We start from the raw sequence: 22,789 nt of genomic DNA on the forward strand, positions 1-22,789 counted from the left end.
GCCCGCTCCCACATTTTGATTGTGCTGTTTTCAGGTTTTTGGCTGCAACAACAGCGCCACCAACGCACTCCACCCTGTCTGATGCGAAGCCCCCAACCCCCGCCCGGTCTCGCCATGAAAATACTCATGGAACAACACCAGGTCGCGGCTCGCCGGGTCCGCCTCCAACTGTGTATACCCCACCATCGACGGCCTTGAACCGTTCTCATCCCTCAGAAACAGGCTCGTCAACCGCTGGCTCAGCCCCTGCGCAACCTCCTCCAGCGACGCCAGATACCCACTCCCCGCCGGATACTCCACCGAGAAATTATCCGCGTAGTAGCGGTGAAACTCCCGCAGCGACTCAATCAGCATGTAGTTGACCGGCATCCACAACGGCCCGCGCCAGTTGGAGTTACCGCCGTACAGCCGCGAATCGGACTCCGCCGGCTCATAGCGGGCACACAGGGTATTGCCATTCATCTTCAGCGCCAGCGGTTCCTCGGCGAACGCTTTCGACAGCGACCGCACCCCAAAGGTGGAGAGAAACTCCGACTCATCCAGCATCCGCCGCAGCAAATCCTTGGTCCGCTCCCCCCGCAACAGCGCCAGCAGCAGGCGATTACCCTGCCCCGGCTCGTTCCAGCGCGACACCAGCTTGGCCAGGTCCGGCCGGTGTTTCATAAAACCCAGCAATCGCTCGCGCAACCCCTCCAGCCCTTCGTGCTCGCGCTGCTCCAGCACCAGCACCGCAAACAGCGGCATCAGGCCGACGATGGAGCGCAGGCGCACCGGTTCGCTTTCACCGCCAGGCCGATGCAGCACGTCATAGAAAAACTGGTCCTGCTCATCCCACAAGCCTTCATCGCCATTGTCGACGCGGTTGATCGCCCCGGCGATGTACAGGAAGTGCTCGAAGAATTTCACCGCAATATCCACATACACCACGTTACGCTTGGCCAGCTCCAGGCCGATGCGCATCAGGTCCAGCGCATACGCCGCCACCCACGCCGTGCCATCGGCTTGATCCAGCTGATAACCCGGCGGCAAATCAGCCGAGCGATCAAACAGCGCAATGTTGTCCAGCCCGAGAAACCCACCCTGGAACAGGTTGCGGCCCTCGGCGTCCTTGCGGTTGACCCACCAGGAAAAATTCAGCAGCAGCTTGTGGAAGATCCGCTCCAGGAAATCCATGTCGCCCACGCCATTCAGCGCCTTGTCCTGCTGATACACCCGCCAACTGGCCCAGGCATGCACCGGCGGGTTGGCGTCGTCGAAACGCCACTCGTAGGCCGGCAACTGACCGTTGGGGTGCATGAAGCGGTCTTTCACCAACAGCAACAGTTGCTGCTTGGCATAACCGGGGTCGATCAGGGCAACGGCCACCGCCTGGAACCCCTGGTCCCAGGAGGCATACCACGGATATTCCCAAGTGTCGGGCATCGAGAGAATGTCGAAATTCGACAAGTGCCGCCAATGGGTATTACGGATATGCAAACGCTCGGGCGGCGGCGCGGGCTGGGCCGGGTCGCCGTCGAGCCATTGATTCACGTCGAAGTAATACAGCTGCTTGGACCACAACAACCCCGCCAGAGCCTGGCGCTGCACGTTGCGTGCGTCTTCATCGGCGATGCCCTGCTGCAGCGCCGCGTAGAAATCATCAGTCTCCTGACGGCGTTCTTCGAACAGCTTGCGCGCATTGATCCACGGCGCCTCCGCCGGGGCGAAGCGCAGGTACAGGGTTTTGCTTTCCTGGCCCGCCAGTTCCAGGATGAAACGCGCGGCCACTTTCGTGCCCGAATCCCGGCGAATCGCCGATTCCAGGCCCGTAGTCACATAGTCGTTGATCCCGTCCTTGAACGGCCCCGGCGCCGGTTGCCCGTCCAGCCTGGGGTAGTTGGTTTCGTTCTCGCAGAACAGCCATTCCACCCCGTCCTGGCCCCAGGCACTCAGGTGGCGATCGAACAGCTCATGGTGCCGCGCCACCACCTGTTCGCCCTCCAGGCGCAACTCGGGCCTGGGCGCATCGTGGGTCCAACTCCAGTCGTTGCGCGCCCACAGGTGCGGCAACACCTGCAGGCGTGTGGATTGGTCCGAACGGTTGTGCACGGTAATGCGCATGAACACATCATCGGGCTGGTGCTTGGCGTATTCGACGGTGACATCGCAATAGCGGTTGTCTTCGAAAACCCCGGTATCGAGGATCTCGTATTCGGCATCTCCAAGGCCACGGCGGGCGTTCTCGGTGATCAGGTCATCGTAGGGAAAGGCCGCGTGAGGGTATTTGTAGAGCATGCGCATGTAGGCATGGCTCGGCACGCCATCGACGAAAAAGTACAGTTCCTTGACGTCTTCGCCGTGGTTGCCCTCGGCGTTGTTCAGGCCGAACAGGCGTTCCTTGATGATCGCGTCGCGCTCGTTCCACAGCGCCAGGCCCAGGCACCAGCGCTGGGCCTTGTCGCTGAAGCCCGCCAGGCCATCCTCGCCCCAGCGGTAGGCGCGGCTGCGGGCATGTTCGTGGGGGAAGTAGCGCCAGGCATCGCCGTCGGCGCTGTAGTCTTCGCGCACCGTGCCCCATTGCCGCTCGCTCAGGTAGGGGCCCCAGTCACGCCAGCGCTCGCCGTCAGGCTTGGCCAGGCGCTGGCCTTCAATCGTTTCCAGAATGTTCGTCGCAGGCTGTGCCGTCATCGAGTCTTCCGTCGCGTTCAGAGGTGACGGCCAGTGTAGAGCCCTTCGACGGTGAGATGCACGTGAAGCTGACGTCATCCAGCTCATTCATTTGCAGAATGAAGTCCAGAGGAATCTTCGTTTGCAAGGCGTCGGCAGGCCCAACAAAATCAGGCAACCGTGCCTTTCCTCTCTATAGCCGCCAGGAATTTTTCTATGCCCGCCGCCCGCCCAGTCAGCCCTGACGAGATTCGCAAAGGCTTCTCCAAGGCCATGTCCGACATGTACCGCGATGAAGTGCCGCTGTATGGCGCACTGATGGAACTGGTGGCCGAGACCAATGCCCGGGTGCTGGAAACCGACACCGCGCTGGCTCATCAACTGCAACGCACCGGGGAAATCCAGCGTCTGGACAGGGAGCGCCACGGCGCCATCCGCCTGGGCACCGCTGAAGAACTGGCGACCATCAGCCGCCTGTTTGCGGTGATGGGCATGCAGCCGGTGGGCTATTACGACCTCACGCCTGCCGGGGTGCCGGTGCACTCCACCGCCTTTCGCGCCGTGCATGAAAGCGCCCTGCAAACCAGCCCGTTCCGAGTGTTCACTTCACTGCTGCGCCTGGAACTGATCGAAAACCCGGAACTGCGAGCCTTCGCCCAGTCAGCCCTGGCCAAGCGTTCGATCTTCACCCCACGCGCCCTAGAGTTGATCCAGCAAGCCGAAGCCGACGGCGGCCTCGATGCCGCCCATGCCGAAGAGTTTATCCAGCAAGCCCTGGAAACCTTCCGCTGGCACCACACCGCCACCGTCACTGCCGCGCAATACCAGCAACTGAGCGACCAGCACCGGCTGATCGCCGACGTGGTCGCCTTCAAGGGCCCGCACATCAACCACCTGACACCGCGCACCCTGGACATTGACCAGGTGCAGGCCGCAATGCCCGGCAAAGGCATCACCCCCAAGGCGGTGATCGAAGGCCCGCCCCGCCGCCAGTGCCCGATACTGCTGCGCCAGACCAGCTTCAAGGCCCTCGACGAGGCAATCGCCTTTACCGATGCCAAGGGCAGCCACAGCGCGCGCTTTGGTGAAATCGAACAACGCGGCGTGGCGCTGACCCCCAAGGGCCGCGCGCTGTACGACCAATTGCTGAATGCCGCACGGGATGAATTGGGCGCGTTTCCGAATGAGGCCAATGCCGGGCGCTACACCGAATTGATGGAGCAACACTTCCAGGCGTTCCCCGACAATCACCGCGAGATGCGCGAACAGGAGCTGGCGTACTTCCGCTACTTCGTAACCGAGAAAGGCTTGGCCGCCCAGGACAAAGTTAAAACCTTGGACGAACTGATCGCCGCCGGCCACGTGGACGTGGAGCCGTTGGTGTACGAAGATTTTCTGCCGGTGAGTGCGGCGGGGATTTTCCAGTCGAACCTGGGGGATGCGGCGCAGAGTCACTACGCGGCCAACTCCAACCAGGCCGAGTTTGAAAAGGCCTTGGGTCGCCAGACTATCGACGAGTTGAAGTTGTACGGTGAAACCCAGCAGCGCTCGATTGACGAATGCAAGCGCGCGCTGCTGGCTTGAAAGAGAGAGTTCGCCCGGCCACAGCGCATTCCATGCGCCGTCTAAGAGCCCCAGTGCCGGGCGAACGGTTGGCATGATAGGCAGCGGCGGTGCTGCTGTCTTTCGGGCAATTCTGAACAAATCTTCTACTTGGCCGTCGCTTTCTCCAGTTGCTCGACGATCTTGTCTTTGATCAACAGGCGTTTCTTCTTCAGCTTCTCCAGCTCCTCGTCACCGCCGCTTGAGGACTCAAGCTCCAGCACCTCCTTGTCGGCGCTGTCGTATTGGTGGAGCAGCGAATCCAATCGGTTATCGCTCGCCCTGCGTTCATGAATAGCTTCCTTGCTCAAACCCAGGTCCTGATACAGGTCGTGTTTCACTGGCATGGAGTACCTCCGCAAGTTGATCATTGACTGAATGCCCCTTGAAGCTAGCCCATCCGGCGGGCTCTTGTCATGTTTGAGATCAACCTGTCGCGTTTGCGTCCCCGTTCGTCGCGGGGCAGACGATTTCATAAAACCTTTGGCGCACGCTGCCCTCCACTGTAGATCGTCACCCGATGGAGAACAGGTTCCATGAATCACGCTGCCAACGCTGTCGACACCCAGTGCATCAACACCATTCGTACCCTCGCCATGGACGCTGTGCAGAAGGCCAACTCCGGCCACCCCGGCACGCCCATGGGCCTGGCGCCCGTCGGTTACACCTTGTGGAGCTGCTTCCTGCGCTATCACCCCGAGCACCCCGACTGGCCCAACCGTGACCGTTTCGTATTGTCGGTGGGCCATGCCTCGATGCTGTTGTATTCGCTGTTGCACCTGGCGGGCGTGGTGGAGATTGACGCCCACGGCAAGCGCTCCGGCCAACCGGCCATCAGCCTGGACGACATCAAGCAGTTCCGGCAGATGAGCTCCAAAACTCCCGGCCACCCCGAATACCGCATGACCACCGGCGTAGAAACCACCACCGGCCCCCTCGGCCAGGGGTGCGCCAACAGCGTCGGCATGGCCATGGCCGAGCGTTGGCTGGCCAAACGTTTCAACCGTGACGACCAGGTGCTGTTCGACTACAACGTCTACACCCTGTGCGGCGACGGCGACATGATGGAAGGCATCAGCAGCGAAGCCGCGTCCATCGCCGGGCACTTGAAGCTGGAGAACCTGTGCTGGATCTACGACAACAACACCATCAGCATCGAAGGCCACACTGAACTGGCCTTCAGCGAAGACGTGATCAAGCGTTTCCAGGCTTATGGCTGGCACACCTTGCACGTCACCGATGCGAACAACCTGCTGGCCCTGAGCGACGCGCTGAGCACGTTCCAGAAAAACACCGGGGCACCGACCCTGATCGTGGTCGACAGCGTGATTGGCTATGGCTCGCCTCACAAGCACAACACCGCGTCGGCCCATGGCGAGCCTTTGGGCGATGAAGAAATCCGCCTGACCAAAGCCGCGTACGGCTGGCCCGAAGACTCAAGCTTCCTGGTGCCGGATGAAGCGCGCACGGTCCTGCGGGATGCACTGCTCAAGCGCAGCAAGCCGCTGTATGAGCAATGGACTGAGACCCTGTCCCACCTCGAACAGTACGAACCGGAACTGGCCGATGAACTGCGCCGCATGCGTGCCGGCGAGATGCCCGAGCATTGGCAGGAGCAACTGCCGAGCTTCGACGCGGATGCCAAGGGCGTCGCCAGCCGTGCCGCCGGGGGCGAGGTGTTGAATGCGTTTGCCAAGCAGATCCCGTGGCTGCTGGGGGGCTCGGCAGACTTGTCGCCGTCCACCAAGACCAACCTGACGTTCGACGACGCCGGGCGCTTCAGCGCCGAGAACTACGGCGGGCGCAACCTGCACTTCGGCATTCGTGAACATGCCATGGGCGCGATTGCCAACGGCATGGCGCTGTCGTACCTGCGGCCTTACACCTCGACCTTCCTGGTGTTCAGCGACTACATGAAACCGCCGATTCGTCTCGCGGCGATCATGGAACTGCCGGTGGTGTTCGTGTTTACCCATGACTCGATTGGTGTCGGCGAAGACGGCCCCACTCACCAGCCCATCGAACACCTGACCCAACTGCGGGCGACGCCGGGCTTGCTGACCCTGCGCCCGGGCGACGCGAATGAAACCCTGGAAGCCTGGAAGATCGCCCTGGCCCAGACCCATCGGCCAACCTGCGTGGTGCTGTCGCGGCAGAACCTGCCGACCCTGGACCGCACGAAATACGCAGCGGCGACGGGTACATCCCGTGGTGCTTATGTGCTGGCCGGCGCCGATAAGCCCCAGGTGATCCTGATGGCCACCGGCAGTGAAGTCAGCCTGGCCGTGGAAGCCTATGAGCAACTGAAGACTGAAGGCGTGGCGGCGCAAGTGGTGTCGATGCCGAGCTGGGAACTGTTCGAAGAACAGGACCAGGCCTACCGCGACAGCGTGCTGCCACCCGCAGTGAAGGCACGCCTGGTGGTGGAACAGGCCGGCCCGTTGGGTTGGGACCGCTACGTCGGGCAGACCGGGGCCAAGGTGGTGATGAACAGCTTTGGCGCCTCGGCACCGCTGTCCAAGTTGCAGGCCAAGTTCGGCTTTACCCTGGACAATGTGGTGAAGCTGGCGAAGGAGCAAGTCAGGCTCAACAGCTGAGCCAGTGCATGCATGCCGGGCGTGGCCTACCGAGGGAAAACTCGGTGCCACGCCCTGCTGCTCATTTCCCGCCGGTGACATCCAGGAACGTACCGGTGATGAAGGACGCCTCGGCGCCTGCCAGCCACAGGATCGCCCGAGCCACTTCTTCAGGCTGGCCGCCGCGGCCCATGGGAATCGAATCCTTTACGCGATCAACCCGCCCTGGCTCCCCGCCACTGGCGTGAATGTCGGTGTAGATATGCCCGGGGCGGATGCAGTTGACGCGTATTCCCTCCCTGGCCACTTCCTTGGCAAACCCGATGGTGAAGGTCTCGAGAGCCCCCTTTGATGCGGCGTAGTCGACATATTCGTTGGGGCTGCCCAGCCGGGCGGATGCCGACGAGATATTGATCACGGCACCACCCCGCCCCTGGTGACGAAACGACATGCGCTTCACCGCTTGCTGGGCACACAGCATCGGCCCGATCGCGTTGACCGCGAAAATCCGCTGCATCCGCTCGAACGGCAAGTCTTCGACCCGGGACTGCAATGCGTTGATCCCGGCGTTGTTAACCAGCACATCGATGCGCCCGAACGTCCGATCTATCGCCGCAAATAACTGGACGACCTGCTCCGGGTCTGCGCTGTCCGCGCGTACGGCCAACGCCCGGCGCCCTGCCGCTTCTACATCCGCCACCACCGCGAGTGCGGCAGACTCATCGGAAACGAAGCTGATCGCCACGTCATAACCTTGTGCGGCGGCCAGCCGCGCGGTGGCGGCGCCAACGCCACGACTTCCACCTGTTATCAGAATCAGCGGTGCCTGCGGGACGGTATCCATTGCGCGAACCTTCATGTGGTGGTGGAAAATGCTTTGCCTGCTGTCAGCCGATCAGGATGGTGCCGGTGGCAATCACCACGCACGCCAGCACCTTGCGGACCGTCAGTGTCTCGCCCAGGAAGAAATAGCCGATCAGTGCCGCAAACAGCACGCTGGTCTCGCGCAAGGCCGAGACCGCGCCCATGGGCGCACCGGCCATGGCATAGATAATGATTCCGTAGGCCAGGAGCGACACCAGCCCACCGGCGAAGGCCGTGAAAAACCCGGGCCGCAGGCTGAACAGACTTTTCGGGCCCCGCAGGCCGATATACACCGCCGGCATCAACACGCCCCACAAGGCGCACATCCACACCGTGTAGGCCATCGGCGCACCCGACAGGCGCGCGCCGATGCCGTCTGTCACGCTGTAGGCGGCAATGAAACAGCCGGTGCCCAGGGCGTATGGCAGGCTGGGAACGGCGAGCCGGCGCCCCCTGAACGCCAGGGAAATGATGCCGCCCGACACCAGGGCAATGCCCAGAAGCGAGCTGGCCGAGACACTCTCCCCGGCAAACACGGCGGCACCCAGGGTGATCAGCACCGGCGAGGAGCCGCGTGAAATCGGATAGGTCTGCCCCAGGTCTCCGACTTTGTAGCTGCGCACCAGGAACAGGTTGTAGCCCACGTGCAGCACCGCTGACAGCACCACATAAAACCAGCTGGCTGGCGCCGGAGGGTCCAGGAACACCGCAACGCCGCCACTGGCGATAGCGACCGCCAGGCACATGACCGTCATCGACCAGAGCCGGTCGGCGCCGCCACGCAGCAGCGCATTCCAACTGGCGTGCAGTAAGGCAGCGAAGAGGACCAGGAGAATAATGGGATAAGGCATGCGCCCATCCTAAGCAAACCGGCGCCTTAACTGAAGCGAAGTCTGCTCATTGAAGAATGAGCAAATCCTCATGCTTTATTCGTAAGCCAGCCCGGCGTTTACGGCTTCCTGCATCAGCCAATCACGAAAACTGACGATATGCGGCTGGGACTCGATGCCTTTGGGGCAGACAAAGTAATAAGCGACCGGTGACGGGAACGGCACATCGAACAGCCTCACCAGGCTGCCATCGCTCAGCTCTGACTCCACATGCCCACTGCGCGCCAATGCAATGCCCTGGCCGAGCAAGGCCGCCTCTATCGTCATGTTGGTATCCGCAAACCTGACACTTTCCTTGAGCGGCGCAATCGCCAGCCCGACGTGCTGGAACCAGACTTCCCACTTCGGCACCAGGTCGGCGCCGTCGCGCATCAGCAAGGGATAGCGCAGCAATTCGGCGGGTGTGTGTGGCCGGCCAAAGCGTTTCAACAGATCGGGACTGGCCACCGGAAAAATCTGCTCGCGGAACAGGAACTCCGAGTACAGCGCCGGGTAATTCCCGTTGCCCAGGCGGATCGCAACATCAGCCTCCGCGCTTGAAAAGTTGATGATCTTGTCGCTGGAGTCCAGGGTGACCAATATTTCAGGGTGCCGTTGGGCCAGGCTCGGCAATCGGGGCAGCAGCCATTTCAGCGCGAAGGAATAGGTGGTACTGACCTTGAGCCGGACCCTGCCCTTTTGCTCGCGCAGGTCCGCGAGTGTCGCCTCAAGGTTCATGAAAAACTCGCGCACGATCGGCGCAAGGGCTGCTCCGGCAGGCGTCAGGCTGAGTGACTTGCCCCGCTGGAACAACTGCAATCCCCAGAGTTCTTCAAGGTGCTTGAGCTGATGGCTGACGGCACTCTGGGTGACATGCAACTCTTCTGAAGCCGAGGTGAAGGTTGCGTGGCGTGTGGCAACCTCAAAGGCGCGCAATGTCGAGGTGGGTGGCAGGTCTCTCATGGCATTGCTTCACCGTTTATGAATAAATGCTCATGATAGAACATCTATCCATTGCGCTGTAGGCCGCCCTCAACCCAGCTGGAACCGCGCCGTGTTGTCGCTCAACGCCCGGCTGCCCTTGCTCAACCTATCCGCCGCCTGGTTCACCGCCCGCGCGCCGTCGAGCAAGCGCCCGGCGGCCTGGTCAACCTGCTGGATATTGCCGCTCACTTCATCCGCCGTCGCTGCCTGTTCCTCAACCGCCGTGGCGATCTGCGCCAGGGTGTCAGTGACGCTCTGCACCGCGCTGGCGATCTCCCCCAGGCGATGGCCCAGGCCCGTGACGGACTCGGCATCGGTCACCGCCTGCTCACAGGCCACGCCCATCAGGGTGACCGCCTGGCTCACCGTCGCGCGCAAACTGTCGACCGTGCCGGCGATCTGCGCCGTGGAGGCCTGGGTCCGTTGCGAGAGGCTGCGCACCTCATCGGCCACCACCGCAAAACCCCGCCCCTGTTCACCAGCCCGCGCAGCCTCGATGGCAGCGTTCAGCGCCAGCAGGTTGGTCTGCTCGGCGATACCCCGAATGGTGTCAACCACCGACTGGATCTGCTGGCCCTGCTGGCTGACGCGCTCCAATGCATCGGAGGTGTCGGTCAAGCGCTGGTTGAGTTGCTGGATACTCGCGGTGGTGCGCTGGCTGTCGCGGCTGCTGTCTTCGGCAATCTGCCGGGTTTTCTGCGCGCTGCCGGAGGCCTGCTCGCAGCTCTTGGCGACGCCCATGGAGGTCGCGGCCAACTGTGTGGCGGCCGCTGCAATCTGGCTGATCTGCTGTTGCTGGTCTTCCACTTCGGTCAGCGTGCTGCCCGATTGCGAATTGAGTGTCAGCACCGCAGAGCCCAACTGCTGCGTCTCGTGATTGACCCCCAGCAGGCTGGTGCGCAACTGCACCACCGCCACGTTGAGCGCCGTGCTGATGGCCGCCAGTTCATCGCGCCCTTCCACCGCCACTTCAACGCACAGATTACCGTCGCGCAGGGATTCGGCCAGGGTGGTGATGCCGCTGGCACTGCGGCGAATCGATGCCTGCAAGCACACGAACAGGTACAGGGCTGCCAGGGCCAGCACGCTGAACGTCACCGCCACCGGGATGAATTGCTTGAGCGAGCTGTCGCGGTAGTAACCCAGGCGCGCGTCCAGCGAGGTCAGCGACTGTTTACGCAACGCGCCGAGGGCGCCAAGCATGCCATCCACACTGCGTTCGAAGCCGGTGGTATCGAGCTTGATGGTGCCGCCGAACACGCCTTCGTCCAGGGTCTTCAGTTCGTTGTCCAGCAGTTGCAAGCTGTCGTCGTATGGCGCGATCCAGGTTTGCAGCCCCGGGTATTGCTTGGCCTTGAGGGATGCGGCGGCCTTGACCAACTGGTCCCTTGCGTCGCCGATGCGACCGCGCAAATCACGCATCTGCAAACGGCTTTGCAGGGTGAACTGCCCCGATGCGATGGATGACTGCCCGACGCTCGCCATACGCCCGATACGCTCGATCAGGTCGGGGGTTTGCTGGGTGGAAATCTGCATCAGCAAATAGGTTTCAAGCCACGGATCGAGGATCAACCCGGTGTCCATGGTGATCTGTTCGCGCAGGGTTTGCATCGCGCTCAGCGCAGACGTGAAGCGGTCATAACCATCCGGCCACCAGCCCACGGTGCGCAGGGATTGGGAATCCATGCCCGTGACCGAGGCTTGCAATGCCTCAAAACGTGCAAGGGTATCCGGGCGGGCGTTCTGGGCTTTGAGGGCCTCGCCCAGGGCCTGCACGCTTTGCAGGATCAGCGGGAAATTGGTATCGACCGCAGTCATGGCCGCCTTGGCCGCGGGTGTCTGGTCGTGGAGGATGTCGGCGGCTTTCCAGCGCGCCGCCAGGTTGCGCTGGGCGGTCAGTTGGGCGTCCAGGGCATCCAGCGCCAACAGTTCGCGTACCCCGGATTGCTCATTGGAAATCACCGTCAGCTTGGTGCGGTACTCCTGCGCGATCATCCACAGGCTGCCCGCCAGGGGCAGCATGAACAGGAAAAACAGGATCTGGAACTTGCGCGCGAATCCAAAACGTCCGAGCAGGCGGATACCTGGCGACAACACACTTTGCATGTCCGACTACTCCTAGAATCACTCGCCTGTGCGGCGAATCAAGCTTTGAAATGATTGACGGCAAAATGCCATGTCATTGATTAAGCTGGCTCTAGCAAGAAACGGACCGCTGTTGTCGGGCCCTCTGGATAGGCGGGACGTCGTGCAAAACACGCTGTGCCGTGCGCGAAAATGGGGCGAAAGCACTCAGCGCAGGTGGCAGAACGGTAACCGTCTGACCAATACCGCAAGCGTGAGGGCGGCCGACAACCTGTGGCGAGGGAGCTTGCTCCCGCTGGGCTGCGAAGCGGCCCCAAAGCAGGCACTGGTGTTCCGTCAGGTCGATATCGATTGCAGGGTCTAGGGCTGCTTCGAAGCCCAACGGGAACAAGTTCCTTCGCCACAGGATGGGTGCTTGCTGAATCAGGATTGCCGACTGGCAAACACCAACACTTTCTCCAGCATCCGGTCACAGGCCTCAAGCTGCGCAACGCTGATGAACTCGTCAGGCTTGTGCCCCTGGTCCATGCTGCCCGGTCCACATACCACGGTGGGAATGCCCGCCTGATCAAACAGCCCGCCTTCGCTGCCGAACGCCACTGTGCCGTATGCCTGAGAGCCACAGAAGTCGGCAACCCATTCAGCCGCCTGGCTCTGCGCTGATGTCGACAACCCTGGGTAACTCGACAGCTCACTGAAGTGGATTGCACACTGCCCGCTCACCGCCTGCATCGCGGGCAATAAGGTGTGCTCGGCGTAACCCCGCAGTTGGTCCGCGACGTGCCAGAGATTCTGTGCGGGCAGTGAGCGCACTTCGAAGTCGAAGCTGCAGTTTTGCGGGACGATATTCAGGGCGTTGCCACCGGCAATCATGCCGGTTTGCACGGTGGAGAACGGCGGATCAAAACTCCCGTCGTGATGTTGCGGCGCCTTGAGTTCTTCACCGAGCCGGCCCAGTTCGATGATCAACAGCGCGGCATATTCGATGGCGTTCACACCCGACGGCGCATACGCCGAATGGCACGCCGCGCCATGTACCTCGCAACGCATCGCCAGCTTGCCCTTGTGGCCCAGCACCGGCTTGAGTTCGGTCGGTTCGCCGATCACGCACAGTAACGGCTTGACGGTTTTTGCATGGAACGCTTCGATCAGCGATCCCACGCCCAGGCAGCCCACCTCTTCATCGTAAGACAGCGCGATATGCACCGGCATGCGCAGCGGTGCCTGCACCAGCGCCGGTACGCTGGCCAGCACGCAGGCGAGGTAGCCCTTCATGTCGGCGGTGCCACGCCCGTACAGCTTGCCATCCTTCTCGGTCAGTTCAAACGGCGCAACGCTCCAGCACTGACCGTCTACAGGTACGACGTCGGTATGGCCCGAAAGCACGATACCGGGCACCTCCGCCGGACCTATGGTGGCCAACAGATTGGCTTTGCTCTTTTGCTCGTTGAACAACAATTCACAGCTCACGCCATGGTGCTGCAAGTAGTTGCGCACGAAGTCGATCAGGGCGAGGTTGGATTCGCGGCTGGTGGTGTCAAAGCTGACCAGGTGCGCCAGCAGGTCACGGCTGCGGCTCATCGGTCATCTCCCGGCACCGCGTAGCCAGGGGCGCTTTGCGGGTTGATGGCGCGGTCGATATAGTCCTGCATTTGCCCGCGATAGGCCTGCCAGAGTTGGTCCAGGGTGCCGATCGGATCCACGTCGGCCCAGTCCACCCGCAGGTTGACGATGGGCCACAGGTGGTCACCGACCACCACCAGCGCGGCAGAATGTACTGGCCCCGCCTCGCCGCCTCCCGCCGCCCCCGCCTGCATGGAGGCGAGCAACCGGTCGGCGAGATGCCCGGGCGTATCTTCGAAGGCGCGCACCATGGCTTCGATCACACCGGTATTCGCCAGCATGTTCCCTGCCGCCACGCATTGCTCGCCGCTGACCGCGTGGTGGATGCCCAGGGTCTGCGCGCCGCTGAAGTGTGCGGTTCGGCCAGTGCTATCGATCACTGTCACCTGGCGATATTCGCTACAGCTCTGCGGGGTGAGCGCGGTGGCCAGCGCCTCGCTCGGGGCCATGCCCTGGGCCAAAAGGTCCAGGGTTTGCGGGCCGAGGGCCGGCAACGTGATGTTCTGCGACGCCACCGCGCCCACGCCGGGGCGCAGCCACGGGCAACGGGCGCCCACGGCAATGCTCGACGAGCTGATAGCGATACCCAACTGGCCGGTTTCGGCACAGCGGGCGACAACCGAAAAGGTCATGGGAGTTCCTGCCTGTGAGGGGTGAAATCAGTCGAGCAACGAAGGGTCGGCGTCGATCATCAACTGCTTCATTTCTTCAAAATGCCGTTGCGAGAAATCCGTGATGCCTTCCCATCCCCGCGCGGTCTTTTCAGCCACTTCGTCAGACAGTATCCGCAGCGGCTGGCCGGTGGACCACGCCGTGACGAGGATCTGGCAGGCGCGCTCCAGGGTCCAGATATCATCGAATGCCTCGCCGATGGAGGTGGCTGTGACCATCACCCCATGGTTGCCCATCAACAAGCGGCTCTTGCCATCCAGCAAACCGGCGAGGCGCTCGCCCTCGGCCTCGGTGTCGGCCATGCCACCGTACAGCTCGTCCACCGCCACGCGATTGAAATAGCGCGCGGTGTTCTGGTCGATCGCAGGGATATGCGGCTTGGCCAGGCAGGCTACCGCCGTGGTGTACACCGGGTGCAGGTGCAGCACGGCGCGGGTTTGCGGCAACAGCCGGTGAATCTGCCCGTGGATCGACCAGGCGGTAGCGTCTACCTCCGGATGATCGGCACCGCCGGCGTCGTCGGCATTCAACAGCAGCATGTCACTGGCGCGGATACGCGAGAAGTGCTTCCACTTCGGGTTGAGCAGGAACTGTTTGCCGTCGGCCGACACCGCCGCGCTGAAATGGTTGGCCACTGCCTCATGCATGCCAAGGTGCGCAACGATGCGGAAAGTTGCCGCCAGGTCGATGCGGGTTTGCTCTTCAAGTGATAACGCCATGTAGCTTTCTCCGCAGGACAAGTACCCCATAATCTGTAGTGAGCAAGCTCGCTCGCCACAGGTATGGCGTGTTCCTTAAGTGAACAGTTTCCGGTCAGGACTTCGGCATCAGCTCGGCGATGTCGGCATCGGTAGGCGCCTGGAAGTTGTATTTCTTGAGCAAGGCGGCGTATTCAGGGGTGGCGCTGAACTTCTTGATGCCTTCGATCAAGGCGTTCTTGACCTCGTCATTGCCCTTCTTCACACCAAAGCCGTTCAACACCGGGTAGATCAAGGTATCGGAAGAAATCACCACGCGCCCGCCGAGTTTTTCCACTGCGCCACGGGCCACGGCCGCATCGGTGATCTGCGCTTCAACAGCATGAGCCAGCAAGGCCTGGGTGGTTTGCGGGTCGGTACTGTACTCGCTGATCGCGATCGGCTTCAGCCCTTTCTTCACACAGTACTCATCCGACAGCTTGTGCATCTGCGCCAGCCAGGAGGTGGCGCCCATAGAGCCGATCTTGTGGCCGCAGAACTCTTCAGGGGTCTTGGGCTGGAAGTCGCTGCCCTTGAGCGTCAGGATCGACTCACCGCTTTTCAGGTAGGGAATCATATCGATGACTTTCACCCGTTCGGCGGTGATGTACATCGAAGAGTTGGTCACGTCGAATCGCCCCGCCTGCAGGCCGGTGATCAGGTTGGGAAAGCGCGTGTCGAGGGTCTCGACGGTGCGCCCCATGGTCTTGGCCAGGCCATCCATGAATTCGATATCAAAGCCGGCGGGCTTGTTGTTATCCATGTATTCATAGGGAAAGAAGGTCACATCGGAACCTGCGACGATTTTCCCGTCTTTCTGGAAAGCCGAAGCCGCCAACGACGTCATTGCAACCGCAGCGCCCAGCAGGCACACGGCAATAGGGCGAGCAATCATCTGAAACGCTGTCATGGTAATACCCTGCAAGGTGAGAAGAAGGTTAGGCAGTGACTGAATCCTGGCCGGCCTGTTGCACAAAGAAAGAGGCGCCACGGGGCTTCTGCGGCAAGCGCAGGTGGTTTTCCGTGGAACGCACCAGCCCACTTTCTTCACCGGCCACTATCAGGCCGGCGTGCGCGCTGGGCAGCGGGTTTTCGCCGAATGGAAGCGCGTCTTCAGCGGCGTAGACGCTGATGAACAGGGTGCGCGGCAGTTCGGTCTCGTTAGGGCTTGAAGCGTGCAAAAGACGGGTGTGCATGAAGCACACGGAACCGGCCGGGCCATAACAGGCGACCGGGTCGTGGCACAGGTCGTCGACCACCGTGTCGTCCACCGAACCGGTGAAACGCTGGTCGCGCCAGTGGGACCACAACGGGCCTTTGTGGCTGCCGGGAATCACATTCAACGGGCCATTCTGCGGTGTGACTTCACTGACCATCAGCAAGGCCGTGACGATGTCGTCATTGCTGTGGGGCGTGAACAGGAAGTCCTGGTGCCACTTCACCTGCGTGGCGGTGTGGGGCAGTTTCGAGTTGATCTTGCTGTGATGAAAACGCGTGCCGCCGCCCCCGATCAGTTGCGCGGAGATCGCTGCCATCCGCGAATGCAACGCCACACGCTGGTATGCCGGCGAAATTTCGGTGGGCGAACTCACTCGGCGCAGCGAGGGATGATCCGGGCGATGGTCGCCTTCCAGGTCGAAACGCGCACGGCCATCTGCCGTTTCACCCCAGCCCTGTTCGTGGCTGCGGCTGTCTTCTACCCACTGGTCGAAGTCGTGCTGCAACGCGGCGACTTCTTCAGCCGACAGCACGTCTTGCACCACCAGAAAACCGTCCCGGTGAAACTGTTCAATTTGCGCTTGCTCGATCATGTTGTGGCTCTCTTGTCGCTCGAACGTTAAAGGAGTTACGCCAGCGAGACGTCCTTGAGGAACGCCTCCACACGTGGGTTTTCGCCGCTGCGCAGCGCCTGCGGCGTGTCGTCGCACACCACACGGCCTCTCTCCATGAACACGATCCGGTCGGAGACCTTGAACGCGAAATTCATCTCATGGGTGACGATCACCATGGTGATGCCTTCCTGGGCCAGGGCCTCGATGACCTGCAGGACTTCGTTGACTTTTTCCGGGTCCAGGGCCGAGGTGGGCTCGTCAAACAGCATGATTTGCGGGCGCATCATCAGGGCGCGGGCGATGGCCACGCGCTGCTGTTGGCCACCGGAAAGCTGATGCGGGTACTTCCAGGCGTGATCGAGCATGCCGACCTTGTGCAGCAGCGCGTAGGCTTGTTGCTTCAGCTCATCCAGCTTGCCGAGGTGGTGGTACTTCGGCGCCATCAGCAAGTTGTCGAGCACGCTCAGATGCGGGAATAGATTGAAGCTCTGGAACACCATGCCGATGTTCAGGCGATGCTCGGCGTGCTCGACATACTGCGGCTTCTGCGCGCCGACTTTGTTCAGGTGAATAAAGGGTTGGCCGTTGATCTGGATCTCGCCGTTGTCCAGTTGCTCAAGACCGTTGAGCAGGCGAATCAGGGTGGTTTTTCCGGAGCCCGAAGGCCCGATCACCGACACTACTTCGCCGGGCTGGATCTGCAGGTTGACCGAGCCCAGTACCTCTACATCGTTGTAGGCCTTGTGCAGCCGGCTGGCCTGCAGCGCCGGGCCTTCGGTACTGACAGGGCGTTGCAGGGCGACGTGCTGTCGGGTCGCCAGCGCCAGCACCTCGGCATCAGGTACCCGGGACACGTTGCGTTGATTGACGTCGAGAAAACGCTCGAGCCGTTTGAGCAGGAAGTCGAACACCGTGACGATGAACACGTAGAAAAAAGCCACCGCCGCCATCGTCTCGATCACCAGGAAATTCTGCGAATACAGGCGCTGGCCGACCATCAGGATCTCGGTCAGCGAAATCACCGACACCAACGAGGTCAGCTTGACGATGGAGATGTATTCGTTGGCCAGCGACGGCAGCGCCACCCGCAATGCCTGCGGGATCACCACCCGCCACTGGATCCCGAAAAACTTCAGCCCCAGTGCCCGCGCGGCCTCGCCCTGACCTTTGGGAATCGACAGCAGGCCGCCCCGGTGAATCTCAGCGACATAGGCGGTTTCGCAGATCACCAGCGCCAGCAGGCCGGCCCAGAACGGGTCCGCCAGAATCACCGACGTGGCGGGAATCGCCTGTGGCAGGTTGTAGATGAAGATCAGCAGCACCAGCAGCGGCAGGCTGCGGAACAACCAGATATAGCCACGCGCCGGCAGGCTAATCAGCGCGTGCTTTGACTGCTTGGCCAGGGCCAGCAGGAAGCCCAGCGCGATACTCAGGACCCATGTCAACGAACTGAGCTGGATGACCGTCCATGTCGCCCGCCAGAACTCGGCATCGGCCAGCAAACCAAACATGTAATTCCAGTTGAAAGTCATCGTCACTGTGCTCGACAAAAAAATGAAAATGCCCACCGAATGCTCAACGTGAAGGTCGAACCCTGATCTGCACCGATGGACTGAGATTCGTGGGGAGAGGCCCTTGGGGTCAATTCGTAAAAGCCGGCCTATTGGGTAGGGAGAACCTACGCAGCGTCACCGTTCCCTGGGTGACGACTGGACTGGTAAAACAGCCTGTCTCTTAATGGGGCGACACCTCGCCCATCAGGCAATCAGCGCCACATCTTGGTGCGAAGCAAACGCGATCCCCTGTGGGAGCTGGCTTGCCTGCGATAGCATCGCCCCGGTGTACCTGGAAGACCGAGGTGCCTGCATCGCAGGCAAGCCAGCTCCCACAGAAAAGCAGGAAAGCACGCGGCTCAGCCCGCGCCGTTCAGGGTGCGCACCGCATGGGCATCAAAAAAGCTCGGGGCCGCCATGCCCGGGATGTACTGGTCTGAAACGAACATGCGGCAACGCTCGGCAAACGCCGACACCACGCGGGACAATTGGGTATTGCTCGCCGTGGCATAGCCCAGCTGCATGGGCCGGTGCGGGCCGGACAAGCGCAGGCGGATCAAGCGCTTGCCGTCCTGGGAAAGATTGGCTTTGGGCCGGGCATTCGCGAAGGAATAGCCGATGCCATTGGCAACCATCGAGCGCACGGTTTCAAGGTTGCTGGAGCGCATGATGATGTTCGGTGTGGTACCGGCCTGCATAAAGAAGCTGAGGAAATATTCCCGACTCCAGGGCGTGTCCAGCAGCACCACCGGGTAATCCTCAAGGTCGAGCATGCTCACCGCCGACAGGCTTGCGAGCGGGTGGTACTCACCCACCATCACATACGGCGGTAATTGCGCCAGCGGCTGGAAGTCGATGTCGTCACTGGTCACCAGGTCGTAGGTCAGGGCGATATCGATCTCGGCGCTGCGCAGTTTTTCCAGCATTTCCTCGTGGTTGCCCTCCACTTGCGTGAGGCGTACACCTGGAAACGCGCGGCCAAAACCAAACACCAGCTCAGGGGTGATCATCGGCGCCAGCCACTCCAGGCAACCCACCCGCAGCGGTCCGCGCACGGTGTTCAGCGACTCGGAAGCGATGGTGTAGAGGTTGGTCATCTGCTCCAGGATCAGCTTGGCCTCCTGCATCACCTGGCGCCCCACTGCCGTGAGGGAAATGCCCTGGGCGTGATGCCGCACAAACAGCTGGATGCCCAACTCGGCCTCCATGTGGGTGATCGCAGCCGAGATAGACGGCGACGACACATGAATGCGCTCAGACGCCGCACTGATGCTGCCTGCCTCACCGGAAGCCACGAAATATTCCAGTTGGCGCTGGGTAATACGACTGAGCATCACGCCTCCACATCATCAATAAGCTGACGCCAAGCCGGCGCCGCCTGCCTCAAACACAGCGTTGCATGGTTCATGCCGATTGCTGTTTTAGCCCGACGCTGACGCCGGCGGATGGCGCTTCGGTTTTGCCTAAGCATTACCTCGCGCAAATGCTGGTTTCGCGCGGGCGAGGCCAATGTGAAGCTGGATTTATTCCGCGCCTCATGAGTTGCCAGCAATGCCCACCCATACCCGTATCCGCATGTTCAACACCAAGCAGACCTACCCCAACCAGGCGCTGGACAACGACCTGTGCCAGGCCGTGCGCGCCGGCAATACCATTTATGTACGTGGCCAGATCGGCACGGACTTCGACGGCAACCTGATCGGCCTCGGAGACCCGCGCGCGCAAGCCGAACAGGCAATGAAAAACGTCAAGCAACTGCTGGAGGAAGCCGGTTCCGATTTGTCGCACATCGTGAAGACCACCACCTACCTGATCGACCCGCGCTACCGCGAACCGGTGTACCAGGAGGTCGGCAAATGGCTCAAGGGCGTGTTCCCGATCTCCACCGGCCTGGTGATTTCGGGTCTGGGCCAGCCGGAGTGGTTGATGGAGATCGATGTGATTGCGGTGGTGCCGGATGACTGGAACCCCAACCAGCAACCATGAGCCACCTGGAGCTTGCCATGCCCCGCACTGTGTATTTCCTCAACGGCCCCAACGCCAACCTGTACGGTCTGGACAAGAACGGCACCTACGGCAGCGAAAGCTTCGCCAGCATCGAAGCGTGCTGCCAGCGCCACGCGATCGAACTGGGCCTGACCCTGGATTTTCGCCAGAGCAACCATGAAGGGGTGCTGGTGGACTGGATTCAGGAGGCCCGGCTCAACGCCGACGCGGTGATCATCAACGCCGCCGGCCTGACCTACAGCTCGGTGCCGATTCTCGATGCGCTGCTGGCGTTCGACGGCCCGATCATCGAAGCGCACATGAGCAACATCTGGAAGCGCGAGGCTTTCCGTCATCACTCCTATGTGTCCAAAGCCGCCACCGGCGTGATCGCAGGCCTCGGCGCGCTGGGCTACCGCCTGGCCCTGACGGCGGTGGCCGAGCTGCTGGAGGCCGATTGAAGGGCTTTGGTTTTGCCTAACCTCTACGTTCAAAAAGCATAATTTCCGGCTGGCGGTTGCTTGATCACACTGATACCGGTCGATGGTCGCTTATCTTTAGGAAGCTCACATGTCAGTTGAAAAGATCAACACCCTGGTGGTGGGCGCAGGCCAGGCGGGGGTCGCCATGAGCGAGCATCTGTCACTCATGGGCGTGCCGCACATCGTGCTGGAGCGTAACCGCATCGCCGAGCGCTGGCGGTCCGAGCGCTGGGACTCGCTGGTCGCCAACGGCCCGGCCTGGCACGACCGTTTTCCCGGCATGAAATTCGAAGGCATTTCCCCCGAGAGCTTCCCGCCGAAAGAGCGCATGGCGGCCTACTTTGAAGAGTACGTGAACATGCTGAAGGCTCCGGTGCGCACCGGGGTTGAAGTGCAGCAAGTGGAACGCCACGTGGGTCGCCCCGGGTTCAAGGTGACCACCTCGGCGGGTGTGATCGAGGCCACCAACGTTGTTGCGGCGACAGGCCCGTTTCAACGTCCGTCCATTCCGAATCTGGTGCCCGCACACGCCACGGTTCAACAGCTGCACTCCTCGGCCTACAAGAATCCCGGCCAGTTGGCCGAGGGTGCTGTGTTGGTGGTGGGCGCTGGCGCATCGGGTTCACAAATTGCCGAGGAACTGCAAAAGGCCGGCAAGACCGTGTACCTCTCGGTGGGCGAACACTATCGCCCTCCTCGCTCGTATCGTGGCCGTGATTACTGCTGGTGGCTGGGCGCGCTGGGCTTGTGGGACGAGGTCAAAATCCAGCCGAAGAAGAAGCATGTGGCGTTTGCCGTCAGTGGCTATGAAGGCGGCAAGACCGTCGACTTCCGCCGCCTGGCGCACATGGGCATTACGCTGGTGGGTGTTACTCGGTCGTGGAATGAAGGCGTGATGGAGTTTGAGCCCGGCCTGGCGGCTAATGTGGCTGAAGGTGACCGTGCCTACTTTGATGTACTGCGGGATGCCGACGCCTATATCGAGCAGAACGGCCTGCCGTTTGCGCCGGAGCCTGAGGCGTGGGAATTGTTGGCTGACCCGGAGTGCCTGGTGAATCCGATCCTGAGCCTGGATTTGGCTGAGGCCGGTGTGACCACGATTCTGTGGGCCACGGGTTTCAGTTTTGATTTCAGTTGGTTGAAAGTGCATGCGTTCGACGAGAAAGGTGAGCCTTTCCATAAGCGCGGGATTTCGGCGGAAAGCGGGATTTACTTTTTGGGTTTGCCGAACCTGGTGAACCGCGCGTCTTCGTTTATCTACGGGGTTTGGCATGATGCGAAGTACTTGGCCGACCATATTGTCTTGCAGAATGAGTACATGGCCTATAGCAAGCCGTGAGGTGCCTTGCTCCATTGCCTACAGTTGCGTCAGAATCCGCCGGCTTGTGCGCTTGGGGATGGGGCTCTAAGGTTGCTCGGTCGCTGAAACCTCAGTGATCGGGTTTAGTAGCCCGAAGTATTCTAGGCAATGTGCATAAGCATCATCTGTCAGACGTCTTTGTCTGTGCTTAATGGTGGCTGTGTGCAGGGCGCCCTCGGGCGCGCCGGTTTTGTCTGGAATATCCGCTCTACTAACCTGCACACAGCTGCCACCTTTCGTTTAGTAGCGATAAGGCGGGGACCAAAATGGAGCATCCAGACAATGTTCAAGGTTACCCCTAATCCTACGGGAACTTCCGATCCAAAACTCCACCAGGCCGCCCAGCGCGCCATGGATCACTACCTCAATCCCAGTTCCAAACCCGCCCCAACGCCCTCAGCCCTGTTCAGCGTTCCCAGCCTCAGCTTTTACTCGTTCAACTCACCCTCACCGAGGGTAATTTGCTTGTGGATCATGGCAGCACACGCACAGCTTGTTGCCATCAGTATCTCGAAAATACGCGCCGTAATAATCGGGGTGGTAGTGAGGCCTTAATCCAGGCTCTCCTTCACATATCCCGCCGAGCGCCAACGCCGCTGTATAACTTCTTCTAACCGCTTCCCGACTGGGCGCAAGTAGCCCCACCATCTGCCCATTCCCGGGTGCACTCGGGTTGCCATCAAATGGCGCCCCAATGACGAAGATCGGACGAGGTGCGGTTTCAGCCACCCAACCGGCCCACGGTTTATCCGCATCGCAAAATTTCAACCTGAGGCCCAACTCAGCCATCACCTTCGAATAGAAAGCAAAAGCCCGATCAAAATCACCTGTACCTAAAAACACATGGGAAATCATGGTGGCTACCCTGGGGCAATGAATGCCCATGAGTCTGGCGCGAAATGATTGCTGGCGAAAGCT

At 61.2% G+C, this 22,789-nt stretch carries 19 protein-coding genes; 5 read left to right on the forward strand and 14 right to left on the reverse strand.

What is annotated here, in order from left to right:
* Window positions 1–30: 30 nt before the first annotated feature.
* Entirely contained in the window at window positions 31–2,667 is a 2,637-nt protein-coding gene (locus HX824_RS21680) for a glucosidase (protein ID WP_177055048.1), read from the reverse strand.
* A gap of 195 nt (window positions 2,668–2,862) precedes the next feature.
* On the opposite strand from HX824_RS21680, the gene HX824_RS21685 reads away from it, so the two are divergent.
* On the forward strand, window positions 2,863–4,230 hold the full coding sequence (locus HX824_RS21685; protein ID WP_177055049.1) for a VOC family protein: 1,368 nt from the start codon (window positions 2,863–2,865) through the stop codon (window positions 4,228–4,230).
* 125 nt (window positions 4,231–4,355) lie between these two features.
* Here the strand turns inward: HX824_RS21685 and HX824_RS21690 are convergent, their stop codons facing one another.
* Window positions 4,356–4,595, reverse strand: coding sequence for a DUF465 domain-containing protein (locus HX824_RS21690; RefSeq protein ID WP_003215657.1), 240 nt, complete (start codon window positions 4,593–4,595; stop codon window positions 4,356–4,358).
* A gap of 189 nt (window positions 4,596–4,784) precedes the next feature.
* On the opposite strand from HX824_RS21690, the gene tkt reads away from it, so the two are divergent.
* The gene (gene tkt, locus HX824_RS21695; RefSeq protein ID WP_177055050.1) at window positions 4,785–6,845 is read left to right on the forward strand and encodes a transketolase; all 2,061 of its coding nucleotides are present in this window, start codon (window positions 4,785–4,787) and stop codon (window positions 6,843–6,845) included.
* Between the two features lie 61 nt (window positions 6,846–6,906).
* On the opposite strand, the gene HX824_RS21700 is transcribed toward tkt, so the two are convergent.
* The 11 genes from HX824_RS21700 to HX824_RS21750 form a co-directional block, all read right to left on the reverse strand.
* The gene (locus tag HX824_RS21700; RefSeq protein ID WP_003215653.1) at window positions 6,907–7,668 is read right to left on the reverse strand and encodes an SDR family oxidoreductase; all 762 of its coding nucleotides are present in this window, start codon (window positions 7,666–7,668) and stop codon (window positions 6,907–6,909) included.
* A 43-nt stretch (window positions 7,669–7,711) separates the two neighbouring features.
* Window positions 7,712–8,539 carry a DMT family transporter gene (locus tag HX824_RS21705; protein ID WP_008434678.1) on the reverse strand — a complete coding sequence of 276 codons (828 nt, stop codon included), beginning with the start codon at window positions 8,537–8,539 and terminating at the stop codon, window positions 7,712–7,714.
* Between the two features lie 75 nt (window positions 8,540–8,614).
* A complete protein-coding gene (gene gcvA, locus HX824_RS21710; RefSeq protein WP_087693730.1) occupies window positions 8,615–9,520 on the reverse strand; it encodes a transcriptional regulator GcvA in 906 nt (301 codons plus the stop codon).
* A 69-nt stretch (window positions 9,521–9,589) separates the two neighbouring features.
* Window positions 9,590–11,647 (reverse strand): methyl-accepting chemotaxis protein, encoded by a 2,058-nt coding sequence (locus tag HX824_RS21715; RefSeq protein ID WP_177049897.1) that lies wholly within the window; start codon window positions 11,645–11,647, stop codon window positions 9,590–9,592.
* A gap of 402 nt (window positions 11,648–12,049) precedes the next feature.
* Complete coding sequence (gene argE / locus HX824_RS21720; protein ID WP_003215645.1) at window positions 12,050–13,207, reverse strand: acetylornithine deacetylase; 1,158 nt, start codon at window positions 13,205–13,207, stop codon at window positions 12,050–12,052.
* Window positions 13,204–13,881, reverse strand: a complete 678-nt coding sequence (locus HX824_RS21725; RefSeq protein WP_177008656.1) for a DUF1028 domain-containing protein — start codon at window positions 13,879–13,881, stop codon at window positions 13,204–13,206. Before HX824_RS21725 ends, argE begins: the two co-directional genes overlap by 4 nt.
* 27 nt (window positions 13,882–13,908) lie before the next feature.
* Window positions 13,909–14,640, reverse strand: coding sequence for a class II aldolase and adducin N-terminal domain-containing protein (locus HX824_RS21730; protein WP_008434687.1), 732 nt, complete (start codon window positions 14,638–14,640; stop codon window positions 13,909–13,911).
* 94 nt (window positions 14,641–14,734) lie between these two features.
* Entirely contained in the window at window positions 14,735–15,568 is an 834-nt protein-coding gene (locus HX824_RS21735) for an ABC transporter substrate-binding protein (RefSeq protein WP_023658745.1), read from the reverse strand.
* Between the two features lie 28 nt (window positions 15,569–15,596).
* Entirely contained in the window at window positions 15,597–16,469 is an 873-nt protein-coding gene (locus tag HX824_RS21740; RefSeq protein ID WP_008434690.1) for a phytanoyl-CoA dioxygenase family protein, read from the reverse strand.
* A 35-nt stretch (window positions 16,470–16,504) separates the two neighbouring features.
* On the reverse strand, window positions 16,505–18,022 hold the full coding sequence (locus HX824_RS21745; RefSeq protein WP_003215631.1) for an amino acid ABC transporter permease/ATP-binding protein: 1,518 nt from the start codon (window positions 18,020–18,022) through the stop codon (window positions 16,505–16,507).
* A gap of 380 nt (window positions 18,023–18,402) precedes the next feature.
* Window positions 18,403–19,377 (reverse strand): LysR family transcriptional regulator, encoded by a 975-nt coding sequence (locus HX824_RS21750; protein ID WP_008434694.1) that lies wholly within the window; start codon window positions 19,375–19,377, stop codon window positions 18,403–18,405.
* 217 nt (window positions 19,378–19,594) lie between these two features.
* On the opposite strand from HX824_RS21750, the gene HX824_RS21755 reads away from it, so the two are divergent.
* The 3 genes from HX824_RS21755 to HX824_RS21765 all read left to right on the forward strand — a co-directional run bounded on the left by HX824_RS21755 (window position 19,595) and on the right by HX824_RS21765 (window position 21,850).
* Window positions 19,595–20,029, forward strand: coding sequence for a RidA family protein (locus HX824_RS21755; protein WP_003215629.1), 435 nt, complete (start codon window positions 19,595–19,597; stop codon window positions 20,027–20,029).
* A 17-nt stretch (window positions 20,030–20,046) separates the two neighbouring features.
* On the forward strand, window positions 20,047–20,490 hold the full coding sequence (locus HX824_RS21760; protein ID WP_023658744.1) for a type II 3-dehydroquinate dehydratase: 444 nt from the start codon (window positions 20,047–20,049) through the stop codon (window positions 20,488–20,490).
* 109 nt (window positions 20,491–20,599) lie between these two features.
* Window positions 20,600–21,850 (forward strand): NAD(P)/FAD-dependent oxidoreductase, encoded by a 1,251-nt coding sequence (locus tag HX824_RS21765; protein WP_177055051.1) that lies wholly within the window; start codon window positions 20,600–20,602, stop codon window positions 21,848–21,850.
* A 468-nt stretch (window positions 21,851–22,318) separates the two neighbouring features.
* On the opposite strand, the gene HX824_RS21770 is transcribed toward HX824_RS21765, so the two are convergent.
* Window positions 22,319–22,726: a VOC family protein gene (locus tag HX824_RS21770; protein ID WP_003215625.1), complete on the reverse strand. Its 408-nt coding sequence runs from the start codon at window positions 22,724–22,726 to the stop codon at window positions 22,319–22,321.
* Between the last annotated feature and the right edge of the window lie 63 nt (window positions 22,727–22,789).

The sequence above is a fragment of the Pseudomonas sp. D4002 genome (assembly GCF_013385665.1).
In the GTDB taxonomy this organism is placed as follows: Bacteria; Pseudomonadota; Gammaproteobacteria; order Pseudomonadales; family Pseudomonadaceae; genus Aquipseudomonas.